This window comes from Streptomyces sp. A1136 (genome assembly GCF_004795055.1).
Lineage (GTDB): Bacteria > Actinomycetota > Actinomycetes > Streptomycetales > Streptomycetaceae > Streptomyces.
Window position 1 is genome coordinate 56,585 of record NZ_SSBJ01000014.1, and the last position, 16,994, is coordinate 73,578.

Below are 16,994 nucleotides of genomic sequence, written 5' to 3' on the forward strand. Positions count from 1 at the left end.
CACCCTTGCCATGAGCCTGCCATAGGCGGAGCGGCCGAACCGGCTGTACCAGCGGACTGCCGGTGGCCTTGCGGGCAGGGGTGCGGCGGCGGCGCCGGCACCGCACCCGGGCGGACCGTCGACGGGCGCTACATCTCGGCGCCGATGAGTTGGAGTTCGACCGGCAGCTCCAACCGCCGCGTGATGCCGAGTTTCCGGTACGCCCGGGTGAGGTGCTGCTCCACGGTACTGACCGTGACGCACAGCCTCTCGGCGATCTCCCGGTTGGTGTCCCCGCGTACGGCGAGCGCCGCGACGCGGCGCTCGGAATCGCTGAGCCGGTGGACCAGTTCGGCGTACGAGGTCACCGGAGGCGCGGGCGCTTCCGCGGCCGATTGCGGACCCGGGCGGGCGATGGTGTCGCGCAGCGGCTGCGCGCCGCACTCGTCCGCCAGGTGCCAGGCGGTCCGGCCGACCATGACGGATCGGCTAGTCTCCCCGCAGTCCTGTAGCACCCGCGCGAACTCGGCAAGGGTGCGGGCGAGTTCGTAGCGGTCACCCGATCGGCGCAACGCCTCGGCGGCCCGGGCCAGCATGACCTGCCGTTTGCGCGGCTCCTGGTGGGCGGACCGGGCGCGCAGCGAGATGCCCTCCACCCAGGGGTCGGCCATGTCGGGCATGGCGAGCTGGTCCGCGACGAACCGCTCGGCCTGGCGGGACTCGCCGAGCCGGTGCAGGGCCTCTGCGGCCTCCGTACGCCAGGGCATGACCACCGGGCGGTCCAGGCCCCAGCGTCGCATGCGCCGGCCGATCTCCAGGAAGTCGCCGAGTGCGGCGTGGTAACGGCTGGCCGCCATGTGGAACTGGCCGCGGGCCCGCAGGTACTCCAGACCGGGAACCGAGGCGAAGACCGAGTCCGGCACGGGCCTGGCCAGTTCCTCCGCCGCCCCGTCGGTCCGGCCCAGCGCCAGCCGGGCCCGCACGAGCGTGCCGGAGGCAGCGCTCATCAGGGCGCTGCCGGCACCGCGCGGCACCGAGTCCAGGGCCGCCGACGCCTCCCGCTCGGCTCCCGCCAGATCACCCAGGCGCAGCAGGGCCATGGCATGGACGGTGCGCAGGAGTGCCGACCAGGCGGGCGCACCGCGCCGATCGGCCTCGGCGGCGGTGTGCCGGCACCAGTGCGGGGCGTGCTGGGCGCCGCCAAGGTAGAGCAGCGTGCGCAGGGCCTGCAGGGTGGGTTCGACGGCGGCGCAACCGGGCGAGACACCGCGCAGGAAATCGTCGGCGGCCGCCACGGCGGCGGCGGGGCTTCCCTCGGGCAGATGCCACAGGGCCGTCGGCGTGGCCACCGGCTCGTCCCTGCCCTGGCCGTACGCGGGGAACCCGCCCCCGTCCCGGCGCACCGGGCTCTCCCCGCGCGACATCGAGATCCTGCGCGGAAAGGCGCAGAGTCCGTCCAGCGGGTCGGGGTCGTAGCCGTCGGCCCGGCCGTGCGTCTGGGGCCGGTCGTGGCCGCCTGACCCGCCGCGTTCGCCGGGGACGGGCCCGGCGGCGGCCCGCAGGGCCAGCACCTGCGCCGCCTCGTCGAGCCGGCCGTGGCTGGTGAGTGCCCGGGCGAGCGCACCGAGCGCGGATGGACCGAGCCGCTCCGCCCGGGCCGCCGCCAAGGGCGTACGGAGGCGGAGTTCGGCGAGCGCGGGGTCCAGCCGGGCGGCGACCGCGACGGCCCGCAGCCGGATGTGGGCCGACTCCTCCGGTTCGGTGACTTGGGCGGCGGCCGATTCCAGGCATGCGAGGGCGCGTTGGGCGTGGCCCGCGGACAGCAACTGGCCGGCGGCGCTCTCCAGCACGGGAACCCCCCAGTCGGGTGCCGGGGCATCGGTGGCGAGCAGGTGTGCGGCGACAGCGGGGGCCTCGGCCCCGGCGTCGTGGAGCACGGCCGCCGCCCGGGCGTGCAGAGCGGCGAGGTCGGCGGCGGGTGTCGCGTCCAGCACGGTCCGGCGGGCCGCCGGGTGGCGGAAGCGGCACCCGTCGAGCAGACCCGCCCGGTCGAGCGTCTCGACGGTGCGCCCGACAGCGGCCGCAGGCGTACCCAGCAAGGCGGAGGCCGTATCGGGCGAGGCGAGCCCCCCGAGCACAGCGAGTGCGCGGGCGAGTTCGACGGTCCCCGGGCCGTTGCGCTCCAGGCAGGCCAGGACGGCCAGGCCGAAAGCGCCGTCCGGCTCCGGCTCCGGCTGCCACTGCGCCTTCGACTGCGACTGCGACTGCGACTGCGCTCCATCGTCGTCAGCGGTGTCGGCGCGGGAGCCGTAGGCCGGACCGAGCTCCTCGAACAAGGCGCGCAGCAGCAGCGGGTTGCCGCCGCTGATCCGTCGCAGCCGCCCACTGTCCCGGGCGGCCCCCGGCAGCGCCCCCGCCTCGGCCAGCTCGGCGACGGCGCCCTCGGTGAGCGGTGCCGGACGCAGCCGGACCAGGTGGGGCAGCCGGATCAGGTCGGTGGCGGGCAGCGGGTCGCCGGGGCGCCCGTCCACGGTCCGGCCGAGGACCAGCAAAATGCCCGACGCCCGTGCGCTGTGGGCCAGATGGAGGAGGTACGAGCGTGACAGGTGGTCGGCGTGCTGCCAGTCGTCGACGCAGATCACCACGGGCGCGCCGGGGGCGGCGAGCCGGCGTACGGAGGTACTGAAGAGTTCCATCGACTCGCCCTGGCCGCCGCGCGCGGTCCGCCCGCCCGAAGTGAGCAGTCCGGCGCGGCTGCCGGCCGCGAGTTGGCCCAGCACGCCGAGCGGGAGCCGCCGTTCGGCGGCCGTGCCGGTGGCGCGCAGCACCAGGGCTCCGAGGGCGATGCCGAGCTGCACCACGAAGGTGATCAGTTCGCTCTTGCCGCACCCGACGGGGCCTTCGATCAGGACGGTGGCGCTCTCTCCACCCGCACAGGACGCGAGGATCGTTTCCAGCTTTTCGAGCTCGGCTGCTCGTTGCACAAGCTTCATGTGGTGCCCCCCTGAAAGCCCGTATTCCGTTTTCCGACACCCGGATTTCTTCTGAGACGGTCCCCCGCGGCGGCAGCGCACTTCTCCACACCCGTGAATTCCGTCGTCACGTGCGAAGGCGTTTTTGTACGCGACGCAATCGACCCGTAGGCGCAAGAGCGCACGGCCGGCCGTATGGCAAGCGCATGGCAACCCCCGGTGCGGGGTGTGACCGCCGTGCGGCCGTGCCCCTCGGTCACGGTGCCGCGCATGGCAGCAAGGTGGCGGATCCGCCCCCACCCGAGGGGCACCCCGGCCCGTTCGGTCCTTCGCACCCCGCGACGGCGGCCGACCGCTGGGACGGTGGAGACCTGCCCGTCAGCCATTCCGAGAGCCACAGGGGTCGCCATGCTTTCTTCTCTGTTGCCGCCCGACGTCGTCGCCGTCGAGGTGCGCTCGGACCCGGTGGATGCCGCGCTCTTCCCCGAGGAGGCCGAGCTGGTCCGGGACGCCGTGCCCAAGCGTCGGGAGGAGTTCACGGCCGTCCGCTGGTGCGCGCGGGTGGCGATGGCGCGGCTGGGTCTGCCGGCCGCCCCGGTGCTGCCGGGCGAGCGGGGTGCGCCGACCTGGGATCCCTCCGTGACCGGCAGCATGACGCACTGCAAGGGGTACCGGGCGGCGGCGCTGGCGCCGCGCTCGCGGATCGTCGGCCTCGGGATCGACGCCGAGCCCGACGAGCCCCTGCCCGAGGGGATACTGGACGTGGTCGCCCTCGGCCCGGAGCGCCGGCAGGTGGCGGCCCTGCTGGCCGCGCGTCCCGAGCTGGCCTGGGACCGTTTGCTGTTCAGCATCAAGGAGTCCGTCTTCAAAACGTGGTATCCCCTGACGGGACGGGAACTCGGTTTCCACGAGGCGCTGGTGGTGCTGGATCCCGACCGGGCCGCGTTCCACGTCCGGCTGCTGACGGGCCCCGCGCCGAGCGCCCGTGCCCCTCGGGGGCTGCGGGGTCGCTGGGCGGCCCAGGACGGGCTTCTGGTGAGCGCCATCGCCCACACCGCCGGTTCCCCCGCCTCCCCCGCCTCCCCCGCCTCCCTCGACGAGGACGGCGGGATCGACCTGCTCAGAGGCACCTGCGCGTCGGGCGGCCGGGTCCTGACCGCCGTATGACGCGGGCACCCCATGCGACGCGCTTGGAGGGCCTCACCGGCACTTCGATGCCCGTCCGAAGGGTGGGCATCAGTTCCAGCGGTCGTCCTCCGGGATCGTGACCGAGCCCAGAACCGAGCCGATCGCCCCCAAATCGACCTGGACGTGGGCGCCGGACCCGTCGGCCCGGTAAGTGCCGGCGGCTTGGGCGCCGCCCGCCACGGAAAGACACAGCGCGAGAGCGAGGGTGATCACAGCGAACACGCCGACCCGTACGCTCCACACGAAGCTTCCCATTTCTCGTCCCCCAAACGGTAAAGATTCCCCAAAGAGGCTTCGCCGTAAAGTTTCGATTTGAACTTTCTCCGGCTGCCCCCGCCTGTCCCCAACAGAGTGCCCGCGATCATCGGCGCAGACCAAACCCCTCACGGTGGCGTAATGTTGCATGACAACAAATGCGCCGGAGTTCGGGGGAGCGGCACGGATGATAGGGAGCGAATACACCGCTTCGGGCTTCACGGAGCTGGACGACACGAGCGCGTCCGCCTACGGACAGGCCGTCCGGACGGGCCGTTTCGACAGGGAGGTCGTCGCCGAGCAGCTCGGTCTGTCCCCTCAGGACATCCAGCGCACCGAACAGGTGCTGCGTCACCTCAAGTTGCTCCAGCCCATGCCGGGCGACCCGTCCGTCCTGGTGCCGGTGGGGCCCGACGCGGCTGCGGCCGACCTCGTCGGAGCCGCCGAGCGGCAGATCCGCGACCTCCAGGCCGCCGTGACCGACGTACGGTCCAAACTCCTGTCGTTGACGCCCCTCTACTTCGAGGGCCGCCGGGAACGCAATCGCGTCGAGGCTTTCGACCTGATCACCGACGCCGCCCTGGTGCAATCGACGATCGACGAGCGCCGCCAGACCTGCCGCAGCGAACTGCTCATCATCCAGCCCGGCGGGCCCCGCCCGGCCGAGATCCTGCCCGCCGCCCGGGAATCGGCACTGGAACTCCTCGGCCGGGGCGTACAGATGAGAACCCTCTACCAGCACACCGCACGCAGTGATCTGCCCACCCGCGCCTACGTCCGTGAAGTGACCGCGGCCGGCGGGGAGGTGCGCACGGCCGACGAGCTGATCGACCGCCTGTTCGTCTACGACCGTGAGATCGCCTTCCTGCCGGAACGCGCCGCGTGCCCCGGTCGGCCCCCGGGTGCGGCGATCGTCCGCGAACCGACGTTGGTGTCCTTCCTCTGCTCCGTCTTCGACCATCTGTGGGACGGGGCTACGCCGTTCGCGCCGGACGGCAACAAGGTGACGGCCACCGCCGACGACGTCAAGCACTCGATCATGCGACTGATGTCGAAGGGCTTCAAGGACGAGATGGTGGCGCGCCGCCTCGGCATGTCCGTGCGGACCTGCCGGCGCCACATCGCGGAGATCACCGAGGAGTTGGAGGCGACCAGCCGCTTCCAGGCCGGCTTCAACGTCGCCATGTCCGGCATCCTCGACACCCCGCAGGACGAACTGCTCTGACCCGGCTGGCCCTCAGACCCTGCCGAGGACGTCGCTGATGGTGTCCACGCAATCCTGGTCCAGCATCGTGGTGATGTCGGTGTCCGGCGAGGAACCGAAGCCCGCGTCGTAGACGGCGCTGCTGACGCAGTACTCGTCGTCGATCACGAAGGTGCGGAAGGACCACTCGTCCCCCGCCCCGGGAGTGCCGTCCGGGCGCTGCACCTGGATCGGCCGACCGTCCGGACCGAAGCCGAATTCGGTGAACCGGAAGTTCATCCCCTGGCCGATCGCCTTGCTGTATGCCTCCTTCAGCGTCCACAGCCGTACGAGTGAGGGATTGCGCTCCCGCTCCTCCACCGCGGCCAGCGTGATCAGCTCGTACGGCGTACAGACGTGCCGGCCGAGCCCGTCCCGGTACATCGGACGGTCCGTCCTCTCCGCGTCGACCCCGATCAGCCCACGGGTGGTCAGTCCGACCAGGAGCAGGTCGCCCGTGTGGCTGAGACTGATGTCGATCTGGTCGTAGCCACGCAGGTACGGCCGGCCCGTCGGCCCGTACGTGAGCTCCAACTGGACCGGGTCGCTGCCCAGCACCGCGCCGGCCGCGTACTTGAGCAGCAACCGGGAGGCCGCGTAGCGGCTGCGTACGTCCTCGTGGGCCAGCTCGAAGTAGCGCGTCCAGTCGCGACCGAGCAGTGCGCGCAGTCCGTCCCCTTGCGGAAGCCGTCGCCCCAGCTCGGACATCCGCGCCCACAGCAGGGCGGAGCCCGTCTCCCGCAGGTCCTCGCGGACCTGGTTCCAGGCTGCGTCCGAGCAGTCCGCAACCTCGACCGGGGTGGTAAGCGGCGCTCTTACGGCCGTCTTTCGGGGGGCCGTCATTCTTGCTCCTTCACCAAAGCGTGGATGTCTTCGATCGTGCCGGCTTCGAGGATGGGCCGGACCGGAAGCCGTCGTCCCGTCTGTTCCTCTATGAGGGTGATGAGCTGCAGCAGGAGCACCGAGTCCCATTGCGGCAGGTCCGCCAGCCGGGTACCCGGCCCCTGCGCCCTCAGGTCAAGACTGAACTCATCATGGAGCAATCGGTGGAAATCGTCGAGGCTCCCCAGATCCACTTCTGTCCTTTCCGGCCGAAATGATGCGCAGCTCGATGTATTCGGGGACTGCTTGGATGTCTGTCAAGTCGTGGTGGAACAACGGCCCGCCCGCATCCCGGCCGCGTTCGGTGAAGCCCAGGGAGGGGTAGAACCCGGCGGCCCGGCCATTGGCCCGGGTCTCCCGATAGCGGGCGGTGACCGCCGTACAGCCGTCGGTGCGCGCGCGCTCCAGCAGGGCGCAGACTATGGCCTGTTCGATCCCCCGGCCCAGGACCCGGCAGCTCAGCCAGACGTTTTCGATGTCCAGGACGCCGCCGGTCCGTCGCGCCAGCACCGCTCCCACCATGCCGCTCGCGCCGAACCGGTCGCAGGAGCGGGCCACCAGCAGCACCCGGCCACCGGTCCCGGCCGCGGCAGCCTCCGCCTCCTTTTCGGTCAGCCGCAGTCCTGTCAGATTGAACCGGTTCGTACGCTGTGTGAGTTGAGCGGCTCTTGACCAGTCGTGTGGTCCGGGTGGACCGAGATCCACGGTGGTTTCGAGGTCACGCAGGAATCCGTCCGGCGTGCCGGCCAGTCGGCGGGCTGCGGAGCGCTGTGATTCGGCGCGATATCGACGGCCCCGGTCCCGGTCGTCCTCGGTGAGGCTCGGCGTGTCGAACCAGCCGTCGCGCAGCAGCCGGGTGACGTGCAGGGCGGGCTCGTCGTCGAGGCGGACCACGGCGGCCTCCGGCACCGCGGCGCGGACCCGCGCGCACTCGGCCGAGGAGTCGTCCACGAAGACCAGGGCTCCGGTGCCGATGCCCAGCCGCTCGGCGATGTCCCGCACCTGGGTGTCCTTGGGCCCCCAGTCGGCACGGATGGCCGCGAAGTCCCGCTCGCGCAGCACCGCGCCGGGAAGGCCGGAGAGCGCGGCCGACACCTCTTGGCGGTCGTTCTTGCTGCTGACGGCCAGCAGTACGCCCTGCGCGGCGATCTGGGCGATCACCCGCTGGAACGCCCCGAATGCCTCGGCGCGGCCCTCACCCGCCGCGGAGATGCCGTCGACACCGTCCTCGGCGAGCACCCCGTCCCACAGGGTGTGGTCGAGGTCGAGCACCAGGCACTTGCGCGTCAGACCGTGACGGGACCGGACCAGGTGGCCCACTTCGCGGGCAATCGCAGCCAGAAGAGGTCCGCCGAGCCGGGACCGGGCGTATCGGGCGAGCCGCACGTCGTGCACCGGCCCGCCCTCCGCGATCAGCGGATCGAGGTCCAGCACCACCAGACCGGTGCCGCTCGTACCGAGCCGCAGCAGCCGACTGTTGAAATCCCGCCAAACGGCGCCGAGTTCGGCCCGCGAACGGTGGTCGACGAGCTGATGGGTGCGCTCCCGGGGCAGCGGGACGGTGTTCAGGACCAGGACGCCCCGACCCTCGCCCGCGTGCCGGGCCGCCAAGCCGGTGAGCAGCTCCAGGGCCTCCCCCGCCGCGCGTTCCACGTCCTGCGGCCGCCACACGGCGGGGACGCGGCCGAAGACCGTCTCGTCGTCGAGCAGGCACAGGACCAATTCCGCCGCCCCGAACGGACCGCCCGGCCCGGCCAGGTCCTGGACGTAGGCTCCGTGGTCACCGAGGACGGGCTCCAACAGCAGCCCGTGTCGGGCCAGTTCGGCCGTCAGCGGGTCCACCACCGGTCCGACGGTGGACTGCCCGGTGATCCCGATCGTGACCACGGGGATGTCGGGGTGCCGGTCGCGTACCCGCTGCCGGTCCACCCCGGCCAGCATCCGCCCGATCCGGCGCAGCAGGGCCGGGTCGTCCTCCACCTCGTCCCGGGCCAGCAGTGCCGCGACCGTGTCGTAGGCATCCTCCAGCCGGCCTTGGTCCCGCAACGCACGGAGCCGGTCCAACACCCCCGTCCGGGCCGGCCCCTCCGCGGACACCGAGGTGCCCCTCCCCCATGTCTCCACGGCCGTCTCAGAGCCTCTCCAGGCCGAGTCCGGCCTCGATCCATTTGCTGGACTCGACGGACAGGACGAGCGCCCGCTCCCCCTGCGCCATGACGTCGAACAGCCGCTCCATTTGCAGGAAGGGCAGCGCGTTGCCCGTGTTCCCGGTGTCGGCGACACAGCTGATCTCCTGCGCGCAGGGCAGGGTCAGCCGCTGCGTGATCCGTTCGGTCATCCTCCGGGAGAGCTGCGGCGGCAAAAGGTAGTGGACGTCTTCGGGCTGCCAGCCGGTCTCCGCCAGCAGCGCCCACAGCAGCTGCGCCGCCATCTGCGGCACCTGTTCCTCGATCGCCTTGTAGTCCTCGGCCAGCATCGGCCGGTCCGACTCCCTGTCGCTGATGCCGTACCAGTCCAGGAGCTGTCCGGGCGCCCGGCCGAGGCCGGTGAGCCGGTGGACGATGTTCCGTACGGCGACCCGCTCCCCGGCCGGCTCCGCCGTCAGCACGGCCGCGCCCGCCCCGTCCCCGAACAGGACGTAGTTGACGAGTTCGCGGCCGGGGAGCCGGCCCGCGCCGGGCCGCAGGTCGAGGTGGCGGTGGGTGACGTCCCCGCCGATCACCAGCCCGGCGCCCGCCCCGGCGCCGAGCAGCGCCGCGCCGAGCTCCACCGCCTGCAACGCTCCCGAGCAGCCGGACTGCAGTTGGTAGGCCGGAAGGTGGTCGAGCCCGAGCCGGTCGGCGACCTGGGCGGCCGTGGTGGGAAGCAGTCGGTCCGGGGTGGCGGTGGCCAAGACCAGGAACTCGATGTCCGCCGCGTCCAGGCCCGTGGCGGCGAGCGCCTTGGCGCCCGCCTCGGCACACAGGTCGGCCAATGAGGCGCGGACCTCCCCGGTGGCGAGGTCCCGGGCGAAGTGCCGGGTTCGCGTGCCGACGAACACGTCGATCCACTCGTCGCTGACTCCGAGGGCCTGGCCGAGCATGCTGTTGGAGACGGGCGGGCCGGGAAGGGCGCTGCCGCCGGCGGCAATGAACACGCTTGCGGGGTGCACGGTGTGCTCCTTCATGCGGCCGGGGCCGCCTTCGCGGTGATCTGGACGCCGAGATGGTCTGCGAGGGTGGCGACCGAGCGCAGCGCGGGAAGCATGTGCGGGACGGAGATCTCGCCCAGCCGGGGCAGCCGGGCCTCGATCCGGTCCTTGAGCTGCATGATCATGACGGAGTCGAAGCCGAGGTCCTCGTAGAACCGGGTGGTGGGCACGATCTCCTCGTTCGCGTAGCCCCCGACCTCCGACACGGCGGCGATCACGGCCGCCAGGACCTCCCGGCTCCCGCCGGTCCGCTGCGAGGCCGTCCCGGACGCCGCCGCCGCTGCCGCGGGCGTCCGGACCGCGGATGCCGGCTCCGTCGTCCCCGTGTGCGCGGGACCCGCCGGGGGCGCCGTATCGGCCGGGGCCGCCAACGCCCGTCGGCCGTTGCGAAACCGGCTCTCGGTGCTGAAGACGTACGGCGCCAGTCGCTCGTCCCCGCGGTCCCGGGGCTCGTACAGGGTCGCCCAGTCGGGGTCGAGGCCTGCCCGGTACAGCGCCGCGACCACCTCGGCCAGCTCCCGGCCGCCCGACTCCGGACCGGGGCAAGGGTGCAGGAAGTCCCGCCCGCGGGCCGCGCCGGACCGCCCGGCCAGCGGCAGCAGCTGCGGGCGCGGCCCGACCTCCAGCAGATGGGTGGGCGCGCTTTCCCGTACGAGCGCTTCGAGCGCCTCGCCGAACAGGACGGGCTCGGCGGCCTGTCCGACCCAGTAGGCGGCGTCCAGCGGCTCCTCGCGCAGCATCCGGCCGTACCGGCAGGAGGCGAAGGGGATCTGCGGGCGCACGGCGGCCGTCCGCTCGGCGCGTTCCCGCAACCGGCCGAGGACCGGCTGCAGCCCGGGCGAGTGGAAGGCGTGGGCGACGCCCAGCCGGCGGGCGCGCACACCGTCCGCGCGCAGTGCCCGTTCGATCCGGTCCAGCACGGCGACCGGTCCCGAAACGGTCACGTCCGACGGGCCGTTGACCGCTGCCAGTACGGCTTCCGGTTCGGCCGCGAGCAGCGGGGCGATCTCGCCCCGCCCGATACCGACGGCCAGCATGGCGCCGCGCGGGAGTTCCTCCATCAGCGCGCCGCGGACGGCGACCAGCTCGGCCGCCTCCGCCAAGGTGAGCGCCCCGGCGGTCACCGCCGCCGCGAACTCGCCGGCGCTGTGGCCCAGTACCGCCACGGGGCGCACCCCCAGCCCGTCCAAGGTCGCGGCCAGCGCGTACCCGACCGCGAACAGGGCGGGCTGGGCGTACCGGGTCCGCCGCACCCGCGGATCGGCGCCGAGCAGCAGCTCCCGTACGGAGAAGCCGGTGTGCGGGGCGAGCGCCGCGTCGGCCTCCTCCAGGTGACGCCGGTAGGCGGCGGACTCCCGGTGGAGACCGGCGGTCATCCCCGGGTACTCGCTGCCCTGGCCGGTGAAGAGGAAGGCGACGGTCGGCCGCGACCAGGAGGGGGCCCGGCGCGTCCCGACGACGGCGTCCGCGTCCGCCTCGGCGGCCTCGAACAGTGCGGCGGCGAGTTCGCCGGTGTCGCGGGCGGTGGTCGCGAAGCGGTACGGCAGCCCGGTCTTGACCCGGTTGCTGGATCGGCACAGAGCGGCGGCCGCGCCGCGCGGCCGGGCGGCCACCGCCGCGGCCTGCACGGCGAGGTTGCGACGCAGCCCCTCGGGGCTGTCCGCGGTGAGCGTGAACACGCCCGCGGTGGACCCGGTGCTTCCCGGGGCGGGTACCCGGGCCGCCGCGCTGCCGCCCGCCGCGATGCGGCGGGGCGCCGTCGCGAGCACCGCGTGCACGTTGGTGCCGCCCATCCCGAAGCTGCTGACCCCCGCGACCGTCTCCCCGCGCGGTAGCCGCAGCGGGGACTTGAGCAGCCGCAGCCCGCGCTCGGCGAGCCGCAGCCGGGGGTTCTCACGGTCCGCGAACCTGCTGGCCGGCACCAGGCGGTGGTGCAGTGCGAGCGCCGTCTTGATCAGCCCGGCGAGCCCCGCTGCGCCCTCGGTATGGCCCAGATTTCCCTTGACCGAGCCGAGGGCGCACGGCTCGGCGCGCCGCACGCCGTGCACCGCGCCGAGCGCCGCGCACTCGATGGCGTCGCCCAACACCGTTCCGGTGCCGTGCGCCTCGACGAACCGCACCTGGTCGGGGGTGACACCGGCCCGGCGGTAGGCGGCCTCCAGCACCTTTTGTTGGGCCCAGCGGCTCGGGGCGGTGACTCCGTTGCTGCGTCCGTCCTGGTTGACCGCGGTGCCGCGGATCACGGCGTACACCCGGCTGCCGTCCGCGAGCGCGTCCTCCAGCCGGCGCAGCACCACGACCGCGACCCCGTCGCCGCGCCCGATGCCGTCGGCCTCGGCGCTGAAGGGCTTGCACCGGCCGTCGGGGGCGGCCAACCCCAGCTGCTCGTAGACCAGCCCCAGCGACGGGGACAGGACCAGGTTGACGCCTGCCGCGAGCGCCGTCGACGTCTCGCCGGACAGCAGCGAGTTGACCGCCAGGTGGACGGCGACCAGGGAGGACGAGCAGGCGGTATCGACGGTGAGCGAGGGCCCCGACAGGTTGAGGTGGTACGAAACCCGGTTCGCGGTCATCCCGGCACTGCCGCCCGCACCGAGTTGTGGCGTGACCCAGCGGTGGTCGGACATGGTGAGGCGGCCCCACTCGCCGCCCATCATCCCGACGAAGACCCCGGTGTCGGTACCGGCGAGCGCCGGGGGCGCCGTACCGGAGTCTTCGATCGCCCGCCACGCGCACTGGAGCAGCATCCGCTGGTGCGGGTCCATGGCGGCCGCCTCGCGGGGTGAAACGGAGAAGAAGGCGTGGTCGAAACTGTCGATGCCGTCGGCGAAGCCGCCCCGGGAGACCGCGGGGAAGTCCGCGGCCGTCCACCGCTCGTCGGGCAGTCCACCGATCGCATCCCCGGAGCGCAGCAACAGCTCCCAGTAGGCGTCGGTGCCGTACGCGCCCGGGAAGAAGCAGTCGATGCCGACCACCGCGATGTCGCCCATCACCGGTACCGCCCGTCCGCGGTCGTCGCGGTCATGGCCGTCCCCGCGGTCGGGGCTCCGCGGCCCGCCAGCACCGTGGGGAGGTGGGCGAGCAGGCTTTCCACGGTGGGGTGGTCCCACAGCAGCGTCGGTTCGACCTCCAGGCCGAACTCCTCCTCCAGGTCGCCGCACAGGCTCAGGGCCATCACCGAGTCCATGCCGTACTCGGCCAGCGACACGGCGGGGTCGATGGTGGACGCCGGCCGGCGCAGGTACAGGGCGACCCGGTCCAGTAGCCAGGCGGGCGAGAACGGGGTGGGGGCGGTCATCGCGTGCGCTCCTTCGGTGTGGCGGCTTTCGCCCGGCGCGGGGGCCGTTCGCACGGCACCGGGGCCGGCTATCAGCCGCACACGGGTGTGTTGTAGAGGTCGTAGCTGTGTTGGGCGCCATATCTGATCTGCGTCTCGTGCCGGATCCGGGCCTCGCACCCGGGAGGCAGGGCGGGCACCCGCGCACCCAGCCTGCGCGCCACACGGTGCAGGGCGGCAGCCGCCCACGACGCGTCGGCGAGGAAGGGGTCCCCACCGTCGGCCGCGTGCCGCCAGACCCCGAGCACGGCGGCTGCGGCCAGCAGCAGGGCGTACCGGTCGACCAGCGCGAAGCCGGCCGCGATCGGCAGCGGTCGGGTGCCGTCGCGGTCGGCGGCCCTCACCCGCTCGCGCAGGTCGCGCAACTCATCGGCGAGTACGCCGGCCAGTGCGGCCAGCGCCCGGACGGCCGGGTCTGTGCCGGTGATGTCGGCGCCGATCAGCGGCAGGCAGGCGCTGAGTGCGTCCCGGCCCGATGCGAGCCTGAGCCGGCCGGCGGACGGCAGCGGCGGCAACGGGTCCCAGGGCCGGAACAGCGCGGCGGGCGGCTCCGCCTCCCGGAACCAGGAGTCCTGGGCGAGCCGGGAAAGCTGGGGGATGACCGTGGCCTGGCAGGCGGCGGAGCCGGCGTGCCCGAGACTGAGCACCGGTACGTCCCGCAGGTGCTTCTGGAAGATGCCCAGCGTGCCCTCGAAGGTGTAGATGGCCGAGCCGAGCACCGTCGAGAGGTCGTACAACGTCCCGGTGAGCACTTTGGGCAGCAGGTATTTGAGCGCGGCCGAGTAGACGCTGGTCTGCTCGGGCAGCACGTGCAGCGCCCGCAGCGCCACCACGGCGAGGCTGTCGTAGAGCAGCAGGTCGACGAAGGCGCCCGTGGTGGCGGCGAAGGCGCGGTCGGTGTCGGGACCGTGGGCGCCGAAGGCCATGGAGCGCTGCGCCTGGAAGCCGACGGCCGTACGCAGCACGGTGTCGACGGCGCCGACCGCCAGGGCGGAGATGACCGTACGGCTGAGCTGGAAGGAGCGCAGCGCGGTGGTGACCCCGCTGCCGAGTGGGCCGAGCAACGCGGAGGAGGGCACCGGGCAGGAGTCGAACTCGACCCCGGCGAAGCGGCAGCCGCGCAGGCCCACGGCGAGGTGGCGGGGCAGCAGGGCGACCCGGTCGGCGGGAAGCGCGGCCGGGTCGAGCAGCAGGGCCGAATGGCTGCCGCTCCCGGGTTCCGGGTCGGTGCGGCAGAACAGCACCAGCGCACGGGCACGTTCGAGGTTGTTGATGACGGGTTTGGCCCCGCCCAGCAGCAGTCCGCCGTCCGGGCCGGGCCGGGCCGAGACCTGACTGCGTACGTAGTCGTTGCTGTGTGCGGTCTCGTGCTGGGCGATGGCGGCCTTGCCGCCGTCCAGCAGCAAGCCGGCCAGTTGGGTGCGCTGGTGCTCGGTGCCCGCCATCCACACGTCGGAGGCGGCCATCCAGCTCATGACCCCGTAGCCCATGCCGAGGCCGACGTCGCGCCGGAAGACCGGCCGCATGACGGCGACCAGGTCCTCGTACGAGGCGAGGCGCCCTCCGAGGGAGACCGGCACGAACTCGGCGAATACCCGGTGCTCGTCCAGCAGTTCCTCACCGGGGGTGAAGCGCTCCGCCGCCCGGTCGGCGGCGACCAGTCGGGCGTACCCGAGGGGGTTGGCCGGGTCCCCGGGGTCGCCGAAGGCCGCCTCCAACCCGGCCACGCGGGCCCGGACGGGAGGCTCGGCGGGCGCGGGGGCGGGCGGGGATTTCGGCGCGCGGGCGAGCAAGCGGTTCACCACAGGCCGCCGCCCCCCGCGGGCTCCGGCCGCAGCAGATCCTCGCCGAGCGCCGCGCCCCGGGAGCAAACCAGGGCTGCCACGGCGGGATCGAGCACCTCGAAGTCGGCGTGCAATGCGCCTTGCAGGAAGAGCGTGCGCATCAGAGTGCGCTGGATCTTGCCGCTCGTGGTCCGCGCGATCGAGCCGGCCCGGACCAGCAGCACGTTGCCCACGGGGATGTTGAACTCGGCCCCCACCCGGTCCTGGATCCGCCGCAGCAACGAGCGCAGACCGGCGGCGTCGCTGTCGGACGCCCTGACCTCGTGGACGACGACCAACTGTTCGGAACCACCGGTGTCCACGGAGAAGGCCGCGCCGACACCCGCACCCAGGGCCGCGGCCGTGCCCCGGACGGTCCACTCGATGTCCTGCGGGTAGACATTGCGGCCGTTGAGGATGATCAACTCCTTGAGCCGACCGGTGATGTACAGCCGTCCCTCCTCCAGGGCGCCGAGGTCGCCGGTGCGCAGGAAGCCGGTCTCGCCGGTGTCGAGCGTGGCCCGGAACGTCCGCTCGGTCTCGGCGGGCCGCCTCCAGTACCCCTGGGCGACGCTGTCACCGCGCAGCCAGACCTCGCCGACGACGCCGGGCGGCAGCTCACTGCGGCTCTCGGGGTCGACGATCCGCAGGTCGTAGCCGGCGGCGGCGCCGCAGGCCGTCAGCGTGCGGGAGGGACCGCCGGGCACCGTCGCCGCCGGGGTGAACCGGCCTTGGTCAAGGGCGGCCGGGTCCACGGTGGTCGCCGTGTAGAGCGCCCCGGGGGTCCCGGCGGACACGAGCAGGGTCGCCTCGGCCAGCCCGTAGCAGGGGTAGGGCGCTTCGACTCGCAGGCCGGCCGGGGCGAAGCGGCGGGTGAAGGCGTCCATGGTGCTCGCGCGCACCGGTTCGGCACCATTGAGGGCGAGCCGCCAACGGGAGAGGTCGAGCCGGGCGATGTCCTCGTCGGAGACCCGCTCGACGCACAGGTCGTAGGCGAAGTTGGGCCCGCCGCCCACGCTCACGCCGTACTCCTCGATCGCCTGGAGCCAACGCAGCGGACGCTTCACGAAGGAGGTGGCGGACATCTGCACGGAGAGGCTGCCGAGCAGGAGGGGGTGCAGCAGGTGGGCGATGAAGCCCATGTCGTGGAAGTGCGGGAGCCAGCTGCCGAACCGGTCCTCGGCGTCGGTCCGCAGGACCTGCCGGAGCAACCGCTGATTGTCCATCAGGTTCCGGTGGCTCACCATGACTCCGCGCGGATCGGAGACCGAACCGGAGGTGTACTGGAGGAAGGCGAGGTCGTCCGGTCTGCTGCGCACCGGCCGCCACGCACCGGCGTCGCCCAGCCCCGGCAGGTCGGTGGCCAGGCAAGTCACCCCCTCCGTCAGCGAGTCGGCGAGCCACCGCGACACCTCCGGCGCGGCGCCGGCCTCGGTCAACACCCACCGCGCCCCCGTGTCCCGCAGCACCGCGCTGACCCGGTCGCTGCGCCGGCCACGCGGCCCTTTCCCGGGCAGCGGCGCGGGAACGGCCACCGCCCCCGCGTACAGGCAGCCCGCGTAGGCGGCGAGGAAGTCCGTGGTCGAGCCGTACAACAGCAGCACGGGTGTGCCCTCGGCCCCGCGCTCCTGGAGCAGGGAGGCAATCCTGCGGGCCTCCCGGTCCAGCTCGCCATAGGTCAGTGTCCGCGCCCCGGTCCCGGCCCGCTCACCGATCTCGACATGCGCGACGGCGTTCCCCGACCGCCCCGCCCGCTCAAGCAACGCCTCGGTGAAGGTCGGCAGTTCAAATACATCACAAAGCTTCGGCATCGCTCCCCCTCGCGCCGCTGATGGAACCCGACCGATGCTTGAGCAGCCCTCTAAAGAACCGCTTGTGCCGCCCGAGGCCGGGCGGCGCCTCTCCCCCGGCGCCGCCACTCACGGGGCCGGACGCGACGGCCGGTGCTCACGGACGGGAGGGACGCCGGGTCGGATGCCTGCGAGCAGTCGTGCTCACCGTTCAGCCGCCGACGCCGTCAGGGCGGACGCGGGGGCGCCGGTGACGCGGGGACGCCGTGCGAGAGGCCGTGGTGGCGGGAGGAATCGGAAAGGCGTCGGAAGAGTGGGGACACGGTGGTGTGTGC

The 16,994-nt window shown here is 73.0% G+C and carries 12 protein-coding genes; 2 read left to right on the forward strand and 10 right to left on the reverse strand.

Features of this window, described 5'->3' with window-relative positions:
- Window positions 1–128: 128 nt before the first annotated feature.
- The gene (locus E6R62_RS15625; RefSeq protein ID WP_136214033.1) at window positions 129–2,972 is read right to left on the reverse strand and encodes a LuxR family transcriptional regulator; all 2,844 of its coding nucleotides are present in this window, start codon (window positions 2,970–2,972) and stop codon (window positions 129–131) included.
- Window positions 2,973–3,359: 387 nt separating this feature from the next.
- Between E6R62_RS15625 and E6R62_RS15630 the strand changes: the two genes are divergently transcribed.
- Complete coding sequence (locus E6R62_RS15630; RefSeq protein ID WP_136214034.1) at window positions 3,360–4,118, forward strand: 4'-phosphopantetheinyl transferase; 759 nt, start codon at window positions 3,360–3,362, stop codon at window positions 4,116–4,118.
- Between the two features lie 69 nt (window positions 4,119–4,187).
- On the opposite strand, the gene E6R62_RS15635 is transcribed toward E6R62_RS15630, so the two are convergent.
- Window positions 4,188–4,394, reverse strand: a complete 207-nt coding sequence (locus tag E6R62_RS15635; protein WP_136214035.1) for a hypothetical protein — start codon at window positions 4,392–4,394, stop codon at window positions 4,188–4,190.
- 187 nt (window positions 4,395–4,581) lie between these two features.
- Here E6R62_RS15635 and E6R62_RS15640 point away from each other — a divergent pair, with 187 nt between their 5' ends.
- On the forward strand, window positions 4,582–5,619 hold the full coding sequence (locus E6R62_RS15640) for a LuxR C-terminal-related transcriptional regulator (protein WP_136214036.1): 1,038 nt from the start codon (window positions 4,582–4,584) through the stop codon (window positions 5,617–5,619).
- Between the two features lie 12 nt (window positions 5,620–5,631).
- Here E6R62_RS15640 and E6R62_RS15645 read toward each other — a convergent pair whose 3' ends face one another.
- From E6R62_RS15645 to E6R62_RS15680, 8 genes are all read right to left on the reverse strand, one after another.
- On the reverse strand, window positions 5,632–6,480 hold the full coding sequence (locus E6R62_RS15645) for a 4'-phosphopantetheinyl transferase superfamily protein (RefSeq protein WP_136214037.1): 849 nt from the start codon (window positions 6,478–6,480) through the stop codon (window positions 5,632–5,634).
- Window positions 6,477–6,713 carry an acyl carrier protein gene (locus E6R62_RS15650; RefSeq protein ID WP_136214038.1) on the reverse strand — a complete coding sequence of 79 codons (237 nt, stop codon included), beginning with the start codon at window positions 6,711–6,713 and terminating at the stop codon, window positions 6,477–6,479. Before E6R62_RS15650 ends, E6R62_RS15645 begins: the two co-directional genes overlap by 4 nt.
- Window positions 6,670–8,616, reverse strand: coding sequence for an HAD family hydrolase (locus tag E6R62_RS15655; RefSeq protein ID WP_206308732.1), 1,947 nt, complete (start codon window positions 8,614–8,616; stop codon window positions 6,670–6,672). The genes E6R62_RS15650 and E6R62_RS15655 overlap by 44 nt, the downstream gene beginning before the upstream one ends.
- 34 nt (window positions 8,617–8,650) lie before the next feature.
- Entirely contained in the window at window positions 8,651–9,601 is a 951-nt protein-coding gene (locus E6R62_RS15660) for a 3-oxoacyl-ACP synthase III family protein (RefSeq protein WP_240801706.1), read from the reverse strand.
- Window positions 9,602–9,681: 80 nt separating this feature from the next.
- Window positions 9,682–12,699, reverse strand: coding sequence for a type I polyketide synthase (locus E6R62_RS15665; RefSeq protein ID WP_136214040.1), 3,018 nt, complete (start codon window positions 12,697–12,699; stop codon window positions 9,682–9,684).
- A complete protein-coding gene (locus E6R62_RS15670; RefSeq protein ID WP_136214041.1) occupies window positions 12,699–13,007 on the reverse strand; it encodes an acyl carrier protein in 309 nt (102 codons plus the stop codon). The genes E6R62_RS15665 and E6R62_RS15670 overlap by 1 nt, the downstream gene beginning before the upstream one ends.
- A gap of 71 nt (window positions 13,008–13,078) precedes the next feature.
- Window positions 13,079–14,848, reverse strand: a complete 1,770-nt coding sequence (locus E6R62_RS15675; RefSeq protein ID WP_240801695.1) for an acyl-CoA dehydrogenase — start codon at window positions 14,846–14,848, stop codon at window positions 13,079–13,081.
- Window positions 14,845–16,680: a fatty acyl-AMP ligase gene (locus E6R62_RS15680; RefSeq protein ID WP_136214043.1), complete on the reverse strand. Its 1,836-nt coding sequence runs from the start codon at window positions 16,678–16,680 to the stop codon at window positions 14,845–14,847. Before E6R62_RS15680 ends, E6R62_RS15675 begins: the two co-directional genes overlap by 4 nt.
- Window positions 16,681–16,994 lie beyond the last annotated feature (314 nt).